Source organism: Nostoc sp. UIC 10630 (assembly GCF_010747425.1).
Taxonomy (GTDB): Bacteria; Cyanobacteriota; Cyanobacteriia; order Cyanobacteriales; family Nostocaceae; genus Nostoc.
Window position 1 is genome coordinate 1 of record NZ_JAAGOG010000054.1, and the last position, 21,896, is coordinate 21,896.

Annotated in this window: 13 protein-coding genes and 1 pseudogene; 8 read left to right on the forward strand and 6 right to left on the reverse strand. The window is 41.2% G+C overall.

All coding sequences use genetic code 11. From position 1 onward, the window contains the following. Positions 1 to 147: 147 nt before the first annotated feature. Positions 148 to 900, reverse strand: a pseudogene (locus G1O98_RS15060) (coproporphyrinogen III oxidase). A gap of 217 nt (positions 901 to 1,117) precedes the next feature. On the opposite strand from G1O98_RS15060, the gene acsF reads away from it, so the two are divergent. The 6 genes from acsF (at position 1,118) to G1O98_RS15105 (ending at position 11,685) form a co-directional block, all read left to right on the forward strand. Beyond that, a complete protein-coding gene (gene acsF, locus G1O98_RS15065; RefSeq protein ID WP_163929543.1) occupies positions 1,118 to 2,173 on the forward strand; it encodes a magnesium-protoporphyrin IX monomethyl ester (oxidative) cyclase in 1,056 nt (351 codons plus the stop codon). A gap of 1,198 nt (positions 2,174 to 3,371) precedes the next feature. Then, complete coding sequence (locus tag G1O98_RS15075; protein ID WP_163929544.1) at positions 3,372 to 5,594, forward strand: FdhF/YdeP family oxidoreductase; 2,223 nt, start codon at positions 3,372 to 3,374, stop codon at positions 5,592 to 5,594. A 128-nt stretch (positions 5,595 to 5,722) separates the two neighbouring features. Beyond that, complete coding sequence (locus G1O98_RS15080) at positions 5,723 to 6,376, forward strand: pentapeptide repeat-containing protein (RefSeq protein ID WP_163929545.1); 654 nt, start codon at positions 5,723 to 5,725, stop codon at positions 6,374 to 6,376. An 854-nt stretch (positions 6,377 to 7,230) separates the two neighbouring features. Beyond that, positions 7,231 to 9,909: a response regulator gene (locus G1O98_RS38990; protein ID WP_175586688.1), complete on the forward strand. Its 2,679-nt coding sequence runs from the start codon at positions 7,231 to 7,233 to the stop codon at positions 9,907 to 9,909. A gap of 12 nt (positions 9,910 to 9,921) precedes the next feature. Then, complete coding sequence (locus G1O98_RS15100; protein ID WP_163929546.1) at positions 9,922 to 10,998, forward strand: hybrid sensor histidine kinase/response regulator; 1,077 nt, start codon at positions 9,922 to 9,924, stop codon at positions 10,996 to 10,998. Between the two features lie 324 nt (positions 10,999 to 11,322). Continuing rightward, positions 11,323 to 11,685, forward strand: a complete 363-nt coding sequence (locus tag G1O98_RS15105; RefSeq protein WP_163929547.1) for a metalloregulator ArsR/SmtB family transcription factor — start codon at positions 11,323 to 11,325, stop codon at positions 11,683 to 11,685. Between the two features lie 98 nt (positions 11,686 to 11,783). On the opposite strand, the gene G1O98_RS15110 is transcribed toward G1O98_RS15105, so the two are convergent. Further along, positions 11,784 to 12,122, reverse strand: coding sequence for a hypothetical protein (locus tag G1O98_RS15110; protein WP_163929548.1), 339 nt, complete (start codon positions 12,120 to 12,122; stop codon positions 11,784 to 11,786). A 525-nt stretch (positions 12,123 to 12,647) separates the two neighbouring features. Here G1O98_RS15110 and G1O98_RS15115 point away from each other — a divergent pair. Beyond that, positions 12,648 to 12,974 (forward strand): STAS domain-containing protein, encoded by a 327-nt coding sequence (locus tag G1O98_RS15115; RefSeq protein WP_163929549.1) that lies wholly within the window; start codon positions 12,648 to 12,650, stop codon positions 12,972 to 12,974. A 43-nt stretch (positions 12,975 to 13,017) separates the two neighbouring features. Here the strand turns inward: G1O98_RS15115 and G1O98_RS15120 are convergent, their stop codons facing one another. Then, positions 13,018 to 14,208 carry a SpoIIE family protein phosphatase gene (locus tag G1O98_RS15120; RefSeq protein ID WP_163929550.1) on the reverse strand — a complete coding sequence of 397 codons (1,191 nt, stop codon included), beginning with the start codon at positions 14,206 to 14,208 and terminating at the stop codon, positions 13,018 to 13,020. 259 nt (positions 14,209 to 14,467) lie between these two features. Between G1O98_RS15120 and G1O98_RS15125 the strand changes: the two genes are divergently transcribed. Continuing rightward, the gene (locus G1O98_RS15125; protein ID WP_163929551.1) at positions 14,468 to 14,884 is read left to right on the forward strand and encodes an anti-sigma regulatory factor; all 417 of its coding nucleotides are present in this window, start codon (positions 14,468 to 14,470) and stop codon (positions 14,882 to 14,884) included. Positions 14,885 to 15,088: 204 nt separating this feature from the next. Here the strand turns inward: G1O98_RS15125 and G1O98_RS15130 are convergent, their stop codons facing one another. From G1O98_RS15130 to G1O98_RS15140, 3 genes are all read right to left on the reverse strand, one after another. Then, on the reverse strand, positions 15,089 to 19,765 hold the full coding sequence (locus G1O98_RS15130; protein WP_163929552.1) for a response regulator: 4,677 nt from the start codon (positions 19,763 to 19,765) through the stop codon (positions 15,089 to 15,091). A gap of 22 nt (positions 19,766 to 19,787) precedes the next feature. Continuing rightward, positions 19,788 to 21,017 carry a hypothetical protein gene (locus tag G1O98_RS15135; RefSeq protein ID WP_163929553.1) on the reverse strand — a complete coding sequence of 410 codons (1,230 nt, stop codon included), beginning with the start codon at positions 21,015 to 21,017 and terminating at the stop codon, positions 19,788 to 19,790. A gap of 631 nt (positions 21,018 to 21,648) precedes the next feature. Then, a complete protein-coding gene (locus G1O98_RS15140; protein WP_163929554.1) occupies positions 21,649 to 21,861 on the reverse strand; it encodes a ribbon-helix-helix domain-containing protein in 213 nt (70 codons plus the stop codon). Positions 21,862 to 21,896: the final 35 nt, after the last annotated feature.

Genomic DNA, 21,896 nt, shown 5'->3' on the forward strand with positions numbered 1-21,896 from the left:
CCGAACTCAGAGGTGAAACGCTGTTGCGGCAACGATAGTTTAGGGGTCGCCCTACGCAAAAATAGCTCGGTGCCAGGGATATTATTCAACCACAACAACACAACAAAAGCCTTCTCAAGATTAATTGAGCAGGCTTTTGTTGTTTCACTAACTTATTAGGGCCTCATTCGTCCAATCGTGAGGCTGGAGAAAGATTTCCGTGAGTCGTGCCTCAGGCGTACCTGGTTCTGGCTCGTAGCAATATTCCCAGCGTGCTAGAGACATGAGAATAGATTCCGCTCGTCCCTGAGTTTGCAGACCGAAAACTGTTCCCCTGTCGTACACCAGATTAAACTCTGTATAACGACCTCGACGGTATAGTTGAAACTGGCGCTGGCGATCGCCATAATCTATTTCCTGCCGTCGTTCTACAATGGGCAAATAGGCGGGTAAAAATGCTTGACAGCAAGACTGCACAAAAGCAAAGATATCTTCCCAGTTACGAGATACCATTCCTACTTGCTGACTGTACAGTGCCGCCGGACTATCTATTTGATCTCCAACATAAAGACTTTCCACTAGCATCCTGATAGTCAAAGAAGATACCACCAATGTCCCGTTGTTCTTGGCGATGCTTCAAGTAGAAGTATTCATCACACCAGCGCCACCCTTGTTCAAACACCCGCCCTTCTCGAATCACGCGGGTACGTCCTTTTCCTCCTTCTGCTCGCTCCCAGTAGTCTTGATGAAAGCGTCTTCCCCGTCAAGTTGCTCTAAGCCTTTGCAAATCTCATCCTGTAAGTTCTGCATGAATTGCTGCACTCGCTCCCGTGAATCTTTGGGTGTCATGTTGGTAGGTGATGCCAGCAATACTGTGTTATTTGTGGATTCTTGCAGAGAATTATCGGGATGACGACTCATGTTAAAACTTCTGAAATTTTCCCGTAAATATCTATATAGTTATTTAGTTGTTAAAGTTAGAGGAGTTTCAAAACTTAATAAATTTAGGACTTATACACGGGTTAATCTGTAGGGCATTTCCTCTTTTACTGAAGGATTGTAAAGAGGTCTAGCAAAAGAACCATATTTATTATAACTTGATAACTATAGGACTATTTACTTGCTTACCGCATTACACATGGTTAATACCCTACCCAAGCCAGAAATTAAAACCCCCAGCAAAGAAACTGTACTCACCCCCCGGTTTTACACTACAGATTTTGAAACTGCCGCCAACCTGGATTTGTCTGCCCAGGAGACGGAGTTAAAGGCAATGCTGGCAGAAATGCGGACAGACTACAACCGTCATCATTTTGTTCGGGATGAGGTGTTTAACCAATCTTGGGAACACATTGAGGGTGAAGCAAGACAGGCATTTATTGAGTATTTGGAACGCTCTTGCATTTCTGAGTTTTCCGGCTTCTTACTATTCAAAGAACTATCCCGCAAGCTGAAAAATCGCAGTCCACTGCTAGCGGAGATATTTCAACTGATGGCGCGTGATGAAGCTCGCCATGCCGGATTTCTCAACAAAGCAATGGGCGATTTTAAACTCTCCCTGGATTTAGGCAATGTTACTAAAACCCGCACCTATACGTTTTTCCCAATAGAGTGGGTACTTTACACCGTTTACTTATCAGAAAAAATCGGGTACTGGCGTTACATCATTATCTACAGACATCTAGAAAAGCACCCAGAAAACCAATTTTACCCCATCTTCCAATATTTTGAGAGTTGGTGTCAGGACGAAAACCGTCACGGGGATATATTCAAGGCGCTTTTACGTTCTCAACCGCAACTGTGGAACAACTGGAAAGCTAGGTTGTGGAGTCGCTTTTTCTTGTTATCGGTATTTGCTACTCACACTTTGACAGTTCATGAACGGGCTGGTTTTTACACGTCACTGGGACTTGATGCGACGGAATTTGACCGCGAAGTTGTTCGTAACACCAATGAAACTGCGGGCCGAGCTTTTCCTGTAATGTTGAATACCGAACATCCCCAGTTTTTCCCTCGGCTGCAATGCTGTGCGGGCTACAACATGAAAATTGCAGAGATTGAGAGCAGTTCTGTGTCCAAAGTTGTGAAGCTGATTCGCAAACTACCTTTAATTGCAGCAATTGTTTGGAATCTACTGTTGGTTTACCTGATTAAGCCCGTTGATGCTGAGGCTTTGCGGGAAACCGTGCGTTAGATTTGGCACTTATTGATGTAAACTACGCATTCCATGATTCTACAAAATGCGTAGTTTACTGATGTAGGCATCGCCGCAATACGGTTCGGTTAAAATCCCCCCGCCTGCGGCAATCCCCTTAAAAAGGGGGTAAAAGAGGGTTAAAAGCCTCCCTTTTTAAGGGGGTTGGAGGGATCTTCAAAAGATTAGAACGTTAACCGAACCGTATTGGGCATCACCCTCCAAATTCACCAATATATTTCTATTCTGCCTCTGACTTGATTGACACAACCCAGTCCCAGGGCTATTTAATTCTAAAAAGTTGTTTGAGTGTGTCTAATCCAAAAGAACACAAACGTTGAGCTTGTGCCATATTTTCAAACATATTGGTGCGGTATAAATTGAGTGTAAAATTGCGAGCAAGTGCAAAAATTTGAGTCAGGGGGGTAGTACGAATTCTAGACGCATCTTCACCTTGTGTAACGTCCCGAACGTAGTGAACTTTATTCTCAACACCCCAATGTCCTCTGATCCGTTCAGCTATTTCTTGAGCATTTTCACTTAAAGATGAAATGTAGTAACGAGTCTGGGTGGTGACTTAAATTACATTATGTGTGAAAACCTGACGCTCTGATTTGATTTGAATCAAAGTGTTAAGCCCAGGCCAAGAACGAATACCATCAAGTGTTTGACAAATATTCACTTGACATTTTTCGACTCTACCATACCAGAATTTACTTATCTGATGACAAGTAAATTCTGGGATAAAATTATTTTTTACATCTTTAAACAAACCCGATTGATTGCCTTTTAAAGCATCGATATAATTATTCTCACTTTCTACAATTAACTGGCATTACCATCCATAGCAACAGTTTCTCCAGGAACTGGTTTGATCTCAAAGAAATTCGTAAGGCATACGAAATATTCCTGCTAACTTATGTGTAATAAAGTACGACGCACTGTACTGTAAGAAGGTAGCCTATTTTTTGGTGGTTTAAAAAGGTCAATTAACTGCTCGCGCTAGCTTGAAATCCAATCTCCAATTGCTAAAAATCCTTGGCGTTGCTGCGGCGATCGCCAGTGTAAAGAGTGCCAGGCATACCCCTCTCCTAAGAAACAGTATTTGCATGAAGTAAAAAGAGCAGACTTTTAGCCACTTTGCTACTCATTTGCTACTCAAAACGGTAGCCTTAAAGAAATACACTATATTTTGGCTATGTTGCCTAAACCCAAGAAATATTGGACACCCCAGCACTGGGCAAGTTGGAAACCCTTTGGTATCGGCGAACAATACCCTAACAACTACTGGGAGGTTTTTCGAGCAATCTGGCTGTCTCGTGACAAACTACCTTATGCATGGAATATTCTTGACAAAGGTGTTTGTGATGGTTGCGCTCTTGGAACAACCGGGATGAAGGATTGGACTTTAGATGGCATCCATCTCTGCAATGTCAGGTTGCGGTTGTTGCGGATGAATACTATGCCAGCTTTTGACCCTGTGCTATTGGAGGATGTCTCGCAGTTACAAAAACACAAAAGTGCCCAATTACGCGACTTGGGAAGACTTCCTTTCCCGATGATGCGTCAACGAGGGGAAAAAGGCTTTCACCGTATTAGCTGGGATGAAGCTTTAGGGGTAATTAGCGATCGCATCCGCGCCACTACACCAGACCGCCTTAGTTTTTATATTACCAGTCGCGGAACTGTCAACGAAACTTATTATGCCACCCAAAAAGCTGTGCGGGCAATGGGAAGCAATAATATTGATAACGCTGCCCGCATCTGCCATTCTCCCAGTACGGCGGGACTGAAAGCTGCTCTGGGTGCAGGAGCCACCACCTGTTCTTATAAAGACTGGATTGGTACTGATTTATTAGTCTTCATTGGTTCCAACGTTGCCAATAATCAGCCAGTCACCGTTAAGTATCTCCATTACGCCAAAAAAGCTGGCACGAAAATTGTAGTTGTTAACACTTACCGCGAACCAGGAATGGAGCGCTACTGGGTGCCCTCAATTGTGGAAAGTGCCGTTTTCGGTACAAAGTTTGCCGAAGACTTCTTCTTAATTAATATGGGCGGGGATATAGCATTTTTGAATGGCACAATTAAACATATAATTGCTAACAACTGGGTAGACCAGTTATTTATAGATTTACACACAGTTGGCTTTGCCGAACTCAAAACATCTTTAGAAAGCCAATCTTGGGAAGAATTAGAGCGGCTTTCTGGTACATCCCGTGAGCAAATGTACGCCTTTGCCAAAATGGTCAAAGAAGCCAACAAAGCCGTATTTGTTTGGAGTATGGGCATTACTCAGCATGAATGCGGCGAAGATAATGTGCGAAGTATTATCAACTTAGCTCTTACCAAAGGTTTTGTCGGTCGGGAAGGCTGCGGTTTAATGCCAATTCGCGGACATTCTGGGGTACAGGGTGGGGCAGAAATGGGATGTTACGCCACAGTGTTTCCCGGTGGTAAACCCATTACCCCGGAAAATGCTGCTCAATTGAGTCAGCATTGGGGCTTTAAAGTGCCAGCGAGTAAAGGTTTAATTGCTCCAGAAATGATTAACGCCGCATATCACGGGGAATTAGATGTGTTGTTTTCCGTGGGAGGGAATTTTTTAGAAGTGCTGCCAGAACCGGATTATGTGGAAGCGGCACTGAAGAAAATACCGTTGCGGGTACATACGGATATTGTTCTCTCCAGCCAAATGCTGGTGGAACCTGCTGATACTGTAGTGCTTTTACCTGCGACGACTCGCTACGAAATACCAGGGGGAGTAACAGAAACTAATACTGAACGCCGGGTAATTTTCAGTCCAGAAATTCCAGGGCCGCGCATTGGAGAAGCGCGTCCAGAGTGGGAAGTTTTTCTAGAATTAGCAAGGCGCGTGCAACCAGATTTGGCAGATAAATTGGCTTTTGCAGACACAGCTGCTATCCGTCAAGAAATTGCTCAAGTTATCCCTCAATATGCTGGGATTCAACACTTACAGCAGGCTGGCGATCAATTTCAATATGGCGGGTCACATTTGTGCTTTGGTTGGAACTTTCCTACATCGGATGGGAAGGCGCACTTTGGCGTATTATTGCCACGCCAAAGGGAATTACCAGAAGGTTATTTCTTAGTAGCAACGCGCCGAGGCAAGCAATTTAATAGTATGGTACAGGAACGTAAGGATGCAATTACTGGGGCGGTGCGAGAGGCAGTGCTAATAAATGCTGCTGATGCGGCACTGTTGGATTTAAAAGATGGGGATAAGGTAATTCTTAAGAATGAGTTAGGGGAGTTGTTCTGTCAAGTTTATATTGCGCCAATTCAGTCAGGAAACTTGCAAGTCCATTGGCCCGAAGGGAATGTGCTGCTAGATAAAAGTAAGCGATCGCTAGAAGGGGTTCCTGATTATAATGCGATCGCACGGTTGGAAAAAATTTGAATCAAGTCTAATTTTTTCAGCTTTAACATTTCCACCAGTAAATCCATTAACTTATATCCCTAAACCCCGTATGAAGAATTACACAGCGATCGCATGAAAAACCCTCTCCTGAACTTAAAATTTCTAAGATGGATATAAATGAACTTCTCGAATCTTATGCTGCTGGAGAAAGGAGCTTCCAAAGACTGAATCTGCAAGAAGCAGAATTAACAAATGCCAACCTCATAGGCGCAGATTTTAGCTATGCTGATTTACGTCAAACGCGACTTGGTAAAACTAATCTTAGCCAAGCTTGCTTACGAAAAGCAGACTTGAGTGAATCTATCCTTTGGGGTATAGATTTGAGTGAAGCAGACTTATATCGTGCTGTTCTCCGAGAAGCTGATTTAACGGGTGGAAAACTAGTCAACACACGCTTACAAGAAACAAATTTAATCAAAGCTAGTTTATGTGGTGCTAATTTGCATGGTGCAAACTTATCTGGTTCTCTGTTATTTCAAGCAGACTTACGCCCCAGTTCTGACCAGCGTACAGATTTAGGATATGCAGTTTTGACTGGGGCAGATTTGAGTTATGCTGATCTCAGAGCTGTTTCCTTGCATCACGCCAACTTAAATAAAGCAAAATTATGTCGCGCTAATCTCTCTAAAACAATACTGTGGGGGAACTTAGCGGCGGATTTAAGTGGGGCTAATCTACAATGCGCTTGTTTCTGTAAACATTACTTGTATAAGCTGACAAATTCACTACTCAATAATATTAAATATCAACTTAATAAATGAATACTGATTAAGTACGTATACTTAATCTTTTAATTGCTATATAGCTAATTAGCGGTCTATCACTTCAACACTTCATCAGTATTGCTACTCATCATTTGTGAATGATGCACTTCCTTTCCAATACCACGACTACGATCAGGTAGTTTTGACATTAATTTGTTAGGGTTAGTATTAACAAATCAATGAACAGTCATCAGTAAATAGCTAAAAACTGCTAATCGGATAACTGTTTTAATTAACATCATCAATGGATTAAGTTTTCATATCACCTAGATGAACGATCCAAGGTGAATATTATGCAATAAGGTGATAATTATCTTCTCACCTTCAGTAAAACTAAAAATTGATTTTTAGGCTAATAACTAACAACTACCTAGAAAAAAGATATCAAATGGGTTTTATAGAAGGATGGCAATCTGGCTGATGATAAAAATCACTGTTTAGGCGTAGTGAAATCTAGGTATTGCGCTAAAAAAAGATTTTGGTGCTACTAATAATCTGTCAAATTCATTTTGACGGTTAGAAAGACGCGATAAATCGCCGTCTCTACAGGGAATTTATCCATCAATTATTTATTGACAGACTACTAGTCTGGCTATGGGTAAATGAATTTTACAAGCAGCAAATTTACTGAACATTTTCGAAAGATAACTAGGTATGATTGCAAATTCTATTCATGCTGAACACGGAGGCAAAAAATTTCAGGGATTTGGAGAAGACATCGTATTGAAGGGCAACTATAGATATATCTCAATTTCCTATCCAGGTATAATTCAATTGATATCAGGTTATTAACATGATAATAATCAAGGTATAATTTTGTTGAAACGCGATCGCGTTTGTATTTTTAACTTATGAGTCATTGCTCTCCCCTCACAATTTTACTAATTGATGATTGCCCCAGAGATCGGGAAGCATATTGTCGTTTTTTGAAGCAGGACAGGCTGTATACCTATCGTATTGGGGAGTTTGAGACAGCAGCGCAGTCCATGAAATGGTGTCAACAGGAGATGCCAGATATAATTTTGCTGGATTTTGAATCGCCTGATGGGGATGGACTGAAGTTTATTCAGCAATTTCGGGAATGCCATAGCAATACCCAAGCTGCTGTGATTCTTCTGGCAGCAGGACAAGGGGATAAAATCATCGCTGTCCGTGCTATGAAAAGTGGTGTCCAAGATTATTTGCTTAAAGATAAACTCACAGCTGAAGTTCTTCAAGGTGCAATTCATCATGCCGTTGAACGGATACAGCTAACTCGACAGCTTGAACAAAGTCGGGAACAACAACAACTGATTGCCGCGATCGCCATTCAACAGGAAAGTAGATATCAGCAAGCACAGGCAGAGCTGGCAAAATGCCAATGGATAGAAGCATCTCTCAAAAGTGTTTTAGCGATCTGTTCTGATCGCGTCATTAAGTCAGATAAAGACGGTAATCCCATCCACATAGTTGATATCTGCGACGAGTTTCTCTACGATACGCTACGTGAACGCTTACAAGCTGAACAGAAACTCATTCACAACATAGATTTGCGAGAAGCAATTTTTAACGAATCTGCTGATGCCATCTTTTTGGTTGATCCACAAACGCTGCTCACCCTGGATTGTAATCGGCGGGCAGTAGAACTGTTTGAGGCGGCTGACAAAACTGAATTGATCGAGATTAATGGGCAGAAACTCCAGCGCCATCCATTCACCACCAGCGAAACAGATGCGATCTTGACAGATATGCAGTCAAAAGGTGTCTGGAGTCAAGAGATTGAATATGTTACTCTTAAAGGTCAGATTTTTTGGGGAAACATAGCAGCTAAACCCATTACTGTAGCCGGACGTACCATGAATCTAGTCCGGGTAACTGATATTACAAAACACAAACAAGCCGAGGCACAACTGCGGCAGACGAATGAGCAACTTGCTAACACCAACGTGGAACTTGCCCGTGTGACTCGCCTGAAAGACGAATTTCTCGCAAACATGAGCCATGAACTGCGAACACCTCTTAATGCAATTTTGGGGATGTCAGAGGGTTTACAAGAAGGTGTGTTTGGCTCCATTAATGAAAGACAAGTAAAAGCGATCGCCACTATTGAGCGCAGTGGTAGACATTTACTAGAGCTAATCAACGATATTCTAGACTTGTCTAAAATCGAATCTGGCAAATTAGAATTGCAATGGAGTGATGTTTCTGTCAGAAGCCTCTGTGATGCCAGCCTAGTCTTTGTCAAACAGATGGCTTTGAAAAAAAATATTCGTCTTAATATTCATATTGCTGAGAATATTGACAGCATCCAAGTAGACGATCGCCGCCTGCGTCAAGTACTGATAAACCTGTTGAACAACGCTGTCAAGTTCACACCAGAAGGGGGATCTGTAACCCTAGAAGTCCGGCTAGAAGAAACAGGAGAGCATGGGAGCAAAGGAACAGGGGGAGTAAATTTTCCCTTGTCGCCCTCATTTGCCTCATCTTCCCCAAATCTTTGCTTCTATATTAATGATACCGGCATCGGTATTGCTCCTGAAGAAATTGGCAAGCTGTTTCAGCCCTTCATCCAGCTTGATAGCAGCCTCAACCGCCAGTACAGTGGCACTGGTCTGGGTTTGGCGCTAGTACAGCAGATTATTACCCTACATGGAGGAACAGTCTCAGTTAGTAGTGAAGTTGGCCAGGGAAGTTGCTTCACCATCCGCATTCCCTACCGTACTAATTTGCAAACAATACAAGCAACTAATTTATTGCCTAGTTATTGCTTACTTGCTGAGAATGCTCAAGTTTTGATTATCGAAGATTCTGTTGTGGCAGCTGACCAAATTACTCGCTACTTCAGCGAAATGGGAATGGAAACCATCACCTATTCCAAAGGTGAAGGAGCCGTAGAAGAAGTGCTGCGCGTTCAGCCTGGTTTAATTATCCTGGATCTGCAACTACCGAATCTATCGGGTTGGGAGGTACTAAATCAACTCAAGACCAACCCAAAAACCAAAAATATTCCAGCGATTATTATTTCAGTCGTGGATGAGCGTAGCAAAGGATTGGCTCAGGGAGCGTTTGAATATCTAGTCAAACCAATTACCCGCGCTCAACTTCAGGTAACTATAGAGAAACTGCAACATTTTACTGCTTCTGAGTCGCCAAATTTAACTGTATTGCCAAAAGCCGCGAAAAAACCACCTTTGATTTTGCTAGCAGAAGATAATCAAACAAATATTGATACCATGTCCGGTTATCTTGAAAGTCGAGGGTATCATCTCATTTTGGCAAACAATGGACAACAAGCTATTGACCTAGTTAAAGTTCAACGCCCCGACTTAATTGTGATGGACATTCAAATGCCGGAAATGGATGGGTTAGAAGCAATGCGCCGCATCCGTGACGATCGGCAATTTGTAGATATTCCGATTATTGCACTAACGGCCTTAGCTATGCCTGGCGATCGCGAAACTTGTTTAGTCGCTGGAGCCAACGAATATCTTACCAAACCCGTCAAACTCAAGCAGCTTGCACTCACCATTCAACAAGTTTTAGCAAGATAGCAGAAATTTTTAATGAATACTCAACCTTCTATTTTAGTGATCGATGATGAACCCGATAACTTCGATGTTGTTGAAACCTTGTTGGATCATGAAAACTACGAGCTACACTATGCTTCTAGTGGTCAACAAGCTCTGAATCGTCTCAACAGTCTTCAGCCCGATCTGATTTTGCTGGATGTGATGATGCCTGGCCTAGATGGAATGGAAGTATGCCAACGCATCAAAGCTGATCTACAATGGCAGATAGTGCCGATTATTATGGTGACAGCATTAACTGCTAAAGAAGATTTGGCTCGATGTCTCGCAACGGGCGCAGATGACTTCATTAGTAAACCCATCAACGGCGTGGAATTACGAGCCAGGGTTAATTCCATGTTGCGGATTAAGCAGCAGTACGACAGCCTGCAAGTTTTGCTTCAACTGCGAGAAGATATGGCAAACATGATTGTCCACGATCTCCGAAATTCTCTTACCAGTATTGTCCTCGCGGCTGAAATTCTCCGATTTTGCAATTTGTCACCCGAACAGCAACAAGGTAAGGTTGATCAAATTTTATTTGCAGGACAACAGCTACAATCATTGATTAATAGTTTGCTGATCATGGCAAAGCTAGAATCTGGAAAAATGCTTCTCAACTACACAGAAGTAGACCTTTATTTACTCTGTATGTCAGCATTAGCAGATTTTGAAGTGATCGCTACCCAAAAGAACCTGCTTTTGATAGGTGAATTACCTGAACCTGGTGGCATTGTGAAAGTAGATGTAACAATCTTTCGTCGAGTTCTAGATAATTTGCTCTCTAATGCTATTAAGTTCTCCCCATCTAACTCTCAAGTTACCCTACGGGGAGAATATTTGGCAGCAGGTGGTGCGAAAGTGCAAGTTGCTGATGCAGGCCCTGGAATCCCTGAAGACGTAAGAAAAATCATATTCGATAAATATGAAGTTGCAAGTCGGATACCAGATGTTTCGCAAATTGGTTTAGGATTGGCTTTCTGCAAAATGGCAGTCGAGGCACATTCCGGTACAATTACCATCGAAGATAATCATCCAAATGGTAGTGTTTTTACTGTATTTACTCAAAAATAAATTATTAACTCCAAAATTGCTGCATCTAGTCAGATTTTCAATAGGTACTCCTTTTAACTATTAATCAAGTATTTTGTGAGATTAATGTATTATTTTAGTACTATAGGAATCCGGTTTGATTTCTGTTCACGCAGCGTGACGTAGCTATATTTACTTGCGTGGGCAGGGAACAGGGAATAGGAAAGAAGGGATAGATCCATACTGAACTGAATCTTGTTCAAAAATCAAAGTGGGTTGCTATAGCGATAACTCAACTACGCTATTATGAAATTTAATAACTAATTAGTTATTAAAAAAATATTGTACCGACTATTAAATCTCCCTATGCCAAAAACTAAGCCACACAAGTCCGATCCAGCTGTTCTTGTGGCAGTTGCTGACTACTTCAAGGTTTTATCAGAGGCAAGTCGGCTACAGATTTTAGCCAGTCTAAAATCAGGGCCAATGAATGTGATGGAAATTGCCGAGGTTACTAACTTAGGTCAGGCAAATCTATCTAAGCATCTGAAAGTATTAACTCAAGCAGGGATTCTATCTCGTCAGCCCAAAGGCACGAGTGCCTATTACGAGATTGCCGAACCAATGATTTTTGAGCTTTGTGAGTTAGCGTGCGATCGCATTAGTGAACGCGTGCAACAGCAGGCTGAAAGCTTGAAAGTCCTTCGAAGCAAAACAGCAGTTTTTTAAAAAATACCTGATGCCTTAATTGGGTGAAAAAATGCCCTCCTAGCTGCTGGTAGTTAGGGGCACAACGATTATGCCCCTACAAATGATTCATATTCCCTTTAATCTTCGTCAAGGGCTGGGAAAGCTTCTTCAATCTGCCACAACTTATCTTTGTTTTCAACAAACCAAATACGAGTTTCGGGAGTTAATTTACTCCAAATGACTTCAACAGGGATGTGAGGAGATGCATATTGGTACTCCTGACCAAGTGACTTGAGATTGTCTGCCACATCGTGGGGAATTCCGAATTGTTCCCAGTCAACTGTTATATGTCTTCCCGAAACTCCGGCTGTAGGGTCGAAAATCAATTGTGCTGATCTGACTAAATCAGCAAAGTGTTTCGGTTTGAGTTTGGTGATCTCTTGAAGTTGGAGTGATTCGTTATGCTCTTGAGACATTATCGCCGCAGTGGTAAAGATTAGTGGTGTTTGAACTTACTGGCAGAGATTTTGATCCCAATATTTTTACTTTAGCGCAGAGCCGCTAACTTGATCTTGATTTCATCAGACACTGAATTTTCAGACCATCTAGAAAGAAACAATGCGATAGCTGTGCCAACGTCAAGGAAGAACGTACTCATAGCTGTATAATTTGCAGCATTTTTTCATGTCGGGTGGCAATGCAGTGAAATTACCACTGCTTATGTCTCGTTTTTGGGCACGGTATTTAGGTTATAAAGATAGTTACTTTAAAGCTTTTAAAATTTTTTGCTAATGTGTAGAGGCTAGATTCTTTACTGCAATAGCAAATAATAATTACCAAGCCGCACCACACAATTAAGTATGGCTACGCCACACTGCACGAACACGAATTAAAACGGATTTATCTAAAACAGAAAACTATTGCTATATCTATTGCCGTTTAGCTTAGGTCAATGCCAAAATATAAATACATTTTTTGTAGTAAAACAATAGTAAAAAACTATGAGCATGAACGTAAAATTACTAGAATTATCTGGGATTTTAGATGGTGTTAGAGGTAATGAGCTGCGTCGTGAAGTTAGCGACATTCTGGCAAATGGAGCCGATATCTTGTTACTTGATATGAAAGAGGTAAAGTTTATCGATAGCTCTGGTTTAGGTGCTTTAGTCTCAGCAATGCAAATGGCGCGAAACGCTAATACTAAACTTTTTGTTTGTTCAATCAGCGATCAAGTCAGAATGTTGTTTGAATTGACTAAAATGGATAGAATTTTTCAAACCTTTGCTGACCAAGATGAATTCAATCGCCAAGTATTGGCAACACAGTGAGTTCCTAGACTATCCTAAATTTGAATCTGCACACCTGACTATACTAACCAAAGTTAACTTTTACCAAAGAGAAGTCATCATCAAGATTATCTTGAGCATTCAAGATAAGAATGTTCGCTAATAGTTCATTTAGAACACAGGGGCCTTTTAGACTATATTTAGTTAGTAAGTCAATGAAAGCATCAATACCCCAAATTTTCCCATCTGACTGATTAATTTCATAAACACCATCACTAAAAATGTATAAAATACTGTTCTCTTCGATCTGAAAAATAGCATCTTCAAACTGGACATCAGGTAAAAAGCCAATTGGTAGATCCAAAGAACTTAGCTGTTTAACTCGGATGTTTGTTGTAGAGGCATTTGATAACAGTAAAGCTGGTGGATGTCCGGCACTAGCATAAATAAGTTGACGTTTAAAACGGTGATAAACTCCATACCAGATTGTGAAGTATTTATCACCGTGCTTCGTCATTTGAAAGGCGTGATTGAGTGCTTTCAGGACTTCACTGGGTTGACAAAAGTTGGTGTTTGGTAGAGATTGCGATCGCAAAACATTCAGCACGGATACAGATAAGAGGGCTGAACCCACGCCATGACCTGATACATCCAACAAATAAATTGCCAAATTATCCTCGTCAATCCAATAATGATCAAAGCAATCACCTCCTAGCTGTGCTGAGGGAATAAACAGATTTTCTGTAGTTACTGCTCCTACAAGCGGTAAGGGTAAGAGCGATCGCACATAATCAGCAGCCTCAGCTAATTCTGCCTCCAAAATTTGCTTCTGGGTTTGTAAATCTTGATTTAGTATCTCCAAAACTTCTTTTTGACTTTGTAAATCCTGATTTAACTGGTGTAATCTTAGTCCTGCTCTTACCCGCGCTTTCAATTCATTCATCTCTATTGGTTTAGAGATAAACTCATCTGCTCCAGCGTCAAGTCCTCTAACTCGATCTTCCTCCTCTCCTCGAGCTGCTCCTCTAGCCGTCAATAGAATAAAAAAAGTGGTTGCTAACTCTGGATCTGTTCTAATTCGACGACACACTTCTAGCCCATCTACCTCGGACATCATCCAGTCACAGATAATCAGAGCAGGATGTAGTAATTGTGCTTGTCTAATTCCTTCCTCACCATTTTTGGCGACACTAGTATCATAACCTTGATTTTGGAGTGTTTTTTTCAGTACTGTTCGCACTATAGGGTCATCATCAATAACCAAAATTTTAAACATAAATTAAAGTTTACTAAGTAAATTGAAGAAGAATTTAGAAGTCAGAATGGGCTACGTGTAGCGTAGCGTCCCGCAGGCTTGACGCTCTGCTATCCGCTCTTTCCGCCAGAATTCAGAATGAATTCTGCTTCGCTTAAAAGGAAGTAATTGCTCTAATTCAACTTATATGCAATTTAGTTTTAAATGTATAGTGAAAATACTCAAATTAAATAAATTAAATACGAATAGGATCGTCTCAAAATATTTTATTGGTTAAGAAGTGAAAAATAAAATTTATCTAAAAGTCAATACAGACCTGACAGCATCGCCTCAAGTATTATTTTGGTTCGATCAGATGAATCACCCGCCTATTTCTAACAAAGAAATTTGGTGGCAATGTCAAACACTGTTGATGGAAGGCTTTACTAACATTGTTGAACATGCACACAAAAACTTACCTATTGAAACTCCTATTGAAATAGAAGCTATACGGGTAAATAAATATATAGAAATTCGTATTTGGTCTCAAGGTGAGCCATTTGACTTAGAGCAGAAATTGCGGCAAATATCTGAATTTGATGAGAATGAGCAAGACCGGGGGCGGGGTTTAAAAATTATGTCTGCCATTGCCGACAAATTGAGTTATGAGCCAACAGCAGACAATCGTTACTGTTTATTTATTAGTAAATATTATTAATTCTCTTATCTAAGCTTTACTAGCTGTTAGCTTAATTATTAACCATAAGCAAAAACATCCTAAAGTGCTTTCTACAGAGAGACTAAATGTTTTACCAACCTTTCCAATAATCCCCCAATCAAGGCAGATAGTTATCGATTTGATTCGGTCGCTGTTAAAGAAAAAATTAACGCTTGAAATTGACGTGGTATTTTTATACCAGAACTATCTCGTGATTAAAAACTCTTGGATACATTGAACAAACTCTTCTAACTCTGAGATTAAGTGAGTAGTACCTCGACGTTCTTGATTGTGAGCTAATTGTTCTAACTTTTGTGCTGCTAAATGCATGGTTGTAGCTCCAATATTGGCACTAGCACCTTTAATTTGATGGGTTTGGAGCGCTAGTTGCTCATAGTCACTATCTGCGATCGCTATTTTAATGATCTCTAAACGAGGTTGCATATCTTCAACAAATATTTGCAGTAGTTCTAATTCAAATTCTGGGTTGTTTTCCGAAAGTTGATGCAAGCGTTCCCAATCAATTAGGAGGTCAACTGAACCTATATCTGTTGTAGAAACTTTCTGCTCTAAAACATATATTTCTTTTGCCTGGAATATCACACTTCCCCAACGCTGTAGCGCCGCCGCTAATTTCTCTTTGATTACTGGCTTACTGAGATAATCGTCCATTCCTGCATCTATACACATCTGTTGATCTTCTTTCATTGCATTAGCCGTCATCGCAATTACTACAGGGCGACGACTATTGACAAAGCTGCTTTCTTGCCAACGACGAATTTCTTTTGTAGTTTCTAAACCATCGAGAACAGGCATTTGGCAATCCATCAAAATTAAATCGTAGGGGATTTTTTCTAATAGCTGCAAAACTTCTTTCCCATTACCAGCAACATCAGCGCTATAACCTAGGCTTTGGAGTTGCTTCAAAGCAACTTTCTGATTCACCAGATTATCTTCGGCTAAAAGAATTCTTAATTTGTAGAAGTCACGAGCCAGGAAGCGGGAGCTAGGAGAATGAGCGTTGCTGTTGTTTTCGTAATCTTTTAGTTTGAACTCTTGACTTCTAACTTCTGTCTCCTCATTTATCTGCGTTCCTAAGATAGTCATGATGGTATCGAGGAGTCGGGACGGCTTAACAGGTTTGACCAAATAAGCCGCAAATCCTATTTTTAGCGCTCGTTGGATTTCATCGCGTTGATTAGTAGAGGTAAGCATAATCAAAGGTAGCCCAGCGATCGCTGAATTTGCTTTAATTTGCTCTCCCAAGGTCATGCCATCTATTTCTGGCATCTGCATATCAATCACAGCAATGTCATAGAGATTTTTTTGCTTGGCAGCCTCCTCAATAGCTTTGAGGGCAATAGTAGCCGAAGCAGCCTGATCTACTAACATTCCCCAACGCGTAGCTTGATGGTGGATAATTTTGCGATTAGTAGCATTGTCATCCACCACTAACAAGCGCCGATTAGTCAGAAGTTCGCGTTCGCTTTCTGAGGAAATAGGGTGAAGTTGCTGGGCAAGAGTTACTTCAAACCAAAATTTAGATCCTTTACCCAATCGACTTTCTACGCCAATTTCTCCTCCCATCAAGCTTACCAGTTGCTTGCAGATGGCTAATCCCAAACCTGTGCCGCCATACTTGCGGGTGGTGGAAGCATCTACTTGGGTGAATGGGGTAAAGAGTTTGCATTGGTCTTCAGAGGTAATGCCAAGACCGGTATCTGTGATGGCAAAATAAATGGTGGCTGTAGTAGAGGAAAGCGATCGCAATTCTGCTCGGACTACTACCTCTCCATTGCTGGTGAACTTGATCGCATTGCTGATCAGGTTCATCAGAATTTGCCGCAGGCGGCCAGCATCACCTTGGAGTTGGGTGGGAACGTTGGGATAGATTAACGCTGCAATTTCTAATCCTTTATTATGGGCTGAGGGAGCTAATAATTCCAACACTTCTTCTAGACAGGAAGATAAGTCAAAATCTAGAGTTTCTAGTGCCATTTCCCCAGCCTCAAGTTTGGACAAATCCAAAATTTCATTGATGAGGCTTAAAAGAGCATCTCCACTAATGCGAATAGTTTCGATAAAATCCTGTTGCTCTGAGTTTAGGGGAGTTTCTAACATTAAGCCTGTCATCCCCAACACAGCATTCATTGGAGTCCGAATTTCATGACTCATGTTTGCTAAAAAAGCACTTTTGGTTTTAGAAGCTAATTCAGCTTGATGACGAGCAACTTCAAGTTCTCTTCGCTGTTGAGTTTCTGCATATAACATTTGGGCTTGAGCTAAGGCAATACCTACTTGATCGGCTATTTGTCGTAAAAGATGAGTTTCAAAGCTAGACCACTGGCGGGAACTGCCACACTGATGGACAATCAACAAACCGCAGAGTTCTTCTTTGACAAGAATAGGTATGACTAAATTGGATTTGACCCCAAATTGTTGCAGTAATTCTATATGCCTTTTTTGAATTTCCACTATATCAAAGTCAGCAAGCTCTAGATTCCGTTTTTGACGATATTGCTGTAGATAGTACTGTTGTGTATATTCCGCTTGAAAATAAGAATCAGTGAGCTTATTCTCTTTAATTGTTAACCAGCCAGAAACTACTGCCTCAACCACAGTACTTCCAGATCCATCTGTCAAAGGTTGATAAATCAAAACTCGATCACTATGGAGAATTTTTTGTACCTCCGTAACACTGACTTGGAGAATTTCTTGGATTTTCAAAGACTGACGAATCTTAAGGGTGATTTCAGTAAATAGTTGCGATCGCAAATTTTGGCGTTGGAGTTCTTCTTCTGCCTGCTTGCGCTCAATAAACTGCCCTACTTGCTCACCAATAGAATTCATGACTTTTGCCAAATCTGGGTCAGGTTGCTGGATTTCATGGCTAAAGCAGGTAATGACACCAAGGATGTTTTTACCACTATGGATCGGAAAACCAAAAGCTCCGTGCAGTTCTGCTTGGACAGCGATTTGAGAGCGGATGAAATCTTTGTCTTTAACTACATCAACAACCCAAACAGGTTCAGCACTCTCCCAGACACGACCAGGCAGGCCAATTCCTGGTGCAAAGGTGGTCTGCTGACTAAGGATCTCAAATTCTTGCATTCCTGAAGATGTTTTATACCATGAATTCAGTAAACTTAGTAGATTCACTCGCTGATTTACCATCCAAATTTCACTTAGATCCCATTCCAAACTCTCGCAGATTCCTTGCAGGATTTGGGGCATAGCTTCACTGATTGTAGTTGACTCTGCTAAGACGCGCGTTGTAGAGTACTGGGCTTTGAGGTGCTGTTCTGCTCGTTTGCGTAAACGAAGCTCGTCGTAGGCATCGCTAATGTCAATACCTGTAGCAACAATGTATTCAACGTAACCCTCATCATCTTTCAAAATAGCATTAGCCCATGAAATTAGCCGCAGACTGCCATCCTTTGCTACCCAATAATTTTCATATTCTTTGGGCGCTTCACCAGTTCGCAACTGTTCAAAAACTGCTTTAACTGGTTCTACCTGTTCAGGAATGAGAAACAGGTTCCAGAAATGCCTTCCTCTCACCTCATCAAATGAGTAACCAGTTGTTTGTTCACAAGCTTGATTGAAGCGAACGATTTGCCCTTGTGTATCCAGAACTATTACCAAAGCACTAGCTGTATCAAGAACTGCTGAAATAAAGTTGCGTTCTTGGTTTAGCGTTTCCTCTGTTAATTTACGTTCTTTTACCTCACGATAAATGAAGTAGTAGACTATAGCCAGAGTTATAAAACTTAGGCAAATAGCGATCGCAAGTGTCAAAACTGTGTTGTTTGCACTGGTTTTTGCTTCTTGTGACTGCTGTTGAAGCAACCTTTTATCCTCATTCTCGATCTCATGGATGACCTTGCGGATATCATCCATAATATATTTCCCCTGATTTGTCTGGATTACCTGCAACGCTGCCTCGAATCCCTGATTTTGACGCAGGTATATAGTCTGCTTGAGTATGGCAAATTTTGCAGCTATCAGAGATCCAAGGGCGGCAAACTGCTTTTGTTGGCTAGGTTGATCTGCGATTAAATCCTTCAGTTCTACAATTTTTTGATCGATGTTTGCAACTACTGCTTGATAAGGTTCCAGATAACTTTCTTGTCCAGTCAGGATATAACCGCGTTGTCCAGTTTCAGCATCCTTTATCTCGGACAGTAATTCTTCTAGCTTATTGATTTTATCTTGGGTTTTTTGTACCTGATTACTAGCATCAATCAATATGCGTGTATTTTGATAAGAAATCATGCCAATCAAAACTAAAATTGCCGATGCTAACCCAAAACCTCCGGCTACTGTTTTAAAAAATTGTTTGCGTCTCTTGTGTGCCTGTTTGCGTGTATGAGTGACCAATACCAAACTTGCTAAGTTACGCCGCATTTCTAATTGCTTGATTACCTGGCGACCGATAATTCGCAATGCTTCAACTTGTTCTGGAGAGAGGTTTCTTGGTACACGGTCAATTACACAAAGTGTTCCTAGTGCATATCCTTCAGGGTTAGTTAGCGGTACACCAGCATAAAATCGAATATCCGGGTCAGAAGTGACTAGCGGGTTTGTCGCAAACCTTTCGTCTTGTGTGGCATCAGGCACAACAAAAACTTCCGGTTGCATAATAGCATGGGCGCAGAATGCCAAATCTCGCGGTGTTTCTGGGGCATCCAAACCAACTTTGGATTTGAACCACTGGCGATCGCTATCAATTAAACTGATTAAGGCAATAGGAGTGCCACAAATATATGAGGCTAAATGGGTGAGATCGTCAAAGGCAGCTTCCGAATGAGTATCGAGGATCTTATACTCCAAAAGAGATTCGATTCGCTGTATTTCGTTATCAGGTAATGGTGCTTTCATTCTTCAGCCTTATCAGTGACTACTAAAATTTGACTCGCAACTGTCCTGTCAAGGAATTACCACCGTAAGCACTTCCCCCGGTTTCTTGATTTCGGACATTACTAAAGCTATAGCCAAGGTCTGCCTCTATATTTGGTGAAACCTTTACCGTACAGCGTGTTTGATAGGTATTGGCGTTATCAAATTCTCCTTTAAGTCGCTGCTGTCCTAAGTTGGCAGCGAGGCGACAGCGTAAGAAATTAGCAATATCTCCTTCCCAAGCCACCTCAGCGTTGTAAACCAGAAAATCTGGTGGGGAAAAATAGCCACTTGTGCGTTCTAAATCGCGATTGAAACTCAAATTGAATAAGTTAGCTGCCAGAGAAAACTGTCCGAACTTGCGTTCTAGCCGACTAAATGACTGCACCTCGGAATTACCATCGTTGTAACTACCTAAACGCAATGATGAAAACAAGCTGGTGTTACCGTCAATTTGCCAGTATAAATCAGGCCCAAATCGCCAAGCAGTAATTTGATTTGCTAAAGTTCGGGCATTGGATTTATAAGGGCCTTGTTCTAAATTACCTGATAGTACTACTACCGATAGCAATCGACCTGATGACGAAACTTGCGGTGGCGAAATGGGAGCCTCCACCTTAGCATTGAGATTGATAGCTGTAGGTAAACGATTGAAGACATCGACTCCGGCTGCTGTTTGCAGAGTCACTTGACCAATTTTTCCTTGCCATCCAACTTGCAAGGGAAAATTCGTAATTGATTCAACACCGCGTTGTTCAAATAAGTTAAAACCTGTTTTCACAAATATTTTATTGCCATTACTCAATCGAAACTGAACCGTTGGTTCAAAAAAGAAATTGGTTTGGCCAAAGTTATCTGTGTCATAGCGATAGTCCGTATGAATGCTTTCCAAAACTGCATTCGGCGTTCTTGGTTCGGTGGAAGTTTTTGGTGGACTAGAATTCTGCGGGAGTTCGGGTAGCGCTGGCCGTAATTGCAAATCAGGATTGAAGTTTTCGGGTGCCGCCATCAAAATAGGTGTTGGCTCAGGATTTACTTTGGTGACTCCCTCAATCAATTCTGAAGGTGATTTCCAGATCTGATGTGCTTGGGTAGCTTGTAACTTAGCTTCTGATAATGTCCAAATACCTACGCTACAGATTACTCCCAATTGAATCTGTAGGCATCTCCAAATCAACCCAGTGTACGAACTATGTCGAGAAATAAAGAAATAAAGTATAAAATTATCTGCCATAGGTCAATACTATAGTTGTAAATAAAAAACTTGCTGCCAAAGAGTTTTCTGGCTGCTAGCTCATGTATTCAGCTTGGAATTATGATGCCCAAAATATATGCTTGTTAAGACATGGCAAAGAAAAAAGGTATTAATTTTATATACCTGCCCCTTGACTGTCTAATTAGTATTTTTTGCAAGAGCATCTTGCAATTTTTAATTAATAATTTTTAATTGGAGCGTACTCTTAGATAGAAGCAAGCTAGCAAGAGCGTCTCGTAGAGAAGCGACTTGACCGCTCAATGACCCAGGCAGCAACGAGAATAAACTCAGATTGCCCTCAATACTTGTCGGTTAAGGAGAAAAGGGGAATGGCAAAGGGGAAAGAAAAACCTTTAATCCAAACCCAGCAACCTTTTCCCCAAACCAAATTTCAGTTTAAAATCCAAAACCCAAGCAGTATTAGGTTCTATAAATAGCTATGCCCCACTATTAGGAGTATGTTCTGAGAAAAGTTTAAGGGAACAAGGGTAAGGGATGAATTTAAACCCTTACCCTTTTCCTTTAACCGAGAAGTATTGCCTTGAGTCCTATTGGTAATTCAAGATAGTTAGCAGATTTTTGAGATTAGGCGGGATATTCAGGTGAATAGTTACTGTGATTTTGACCCACTACCAACTGTTGTTTTTGAGTCTGCTGTTGCCATTTCAGAGTTTTTAGTATTGTCAACCTCAAGAGATCGGAGTAATTCTCGAATTACGTCTGTTGCTGGTCTTCCTGTCAAAGCACAGTAGTGTTCAAGTTTCTTCATTTCCTCAGCGGTGAGATTTACTGTTAGCCGTTTAACAGCCCATTTTTTATTCATAATCCTCTGTTTTCTTTCAAGTTTTGCTTTTTGTC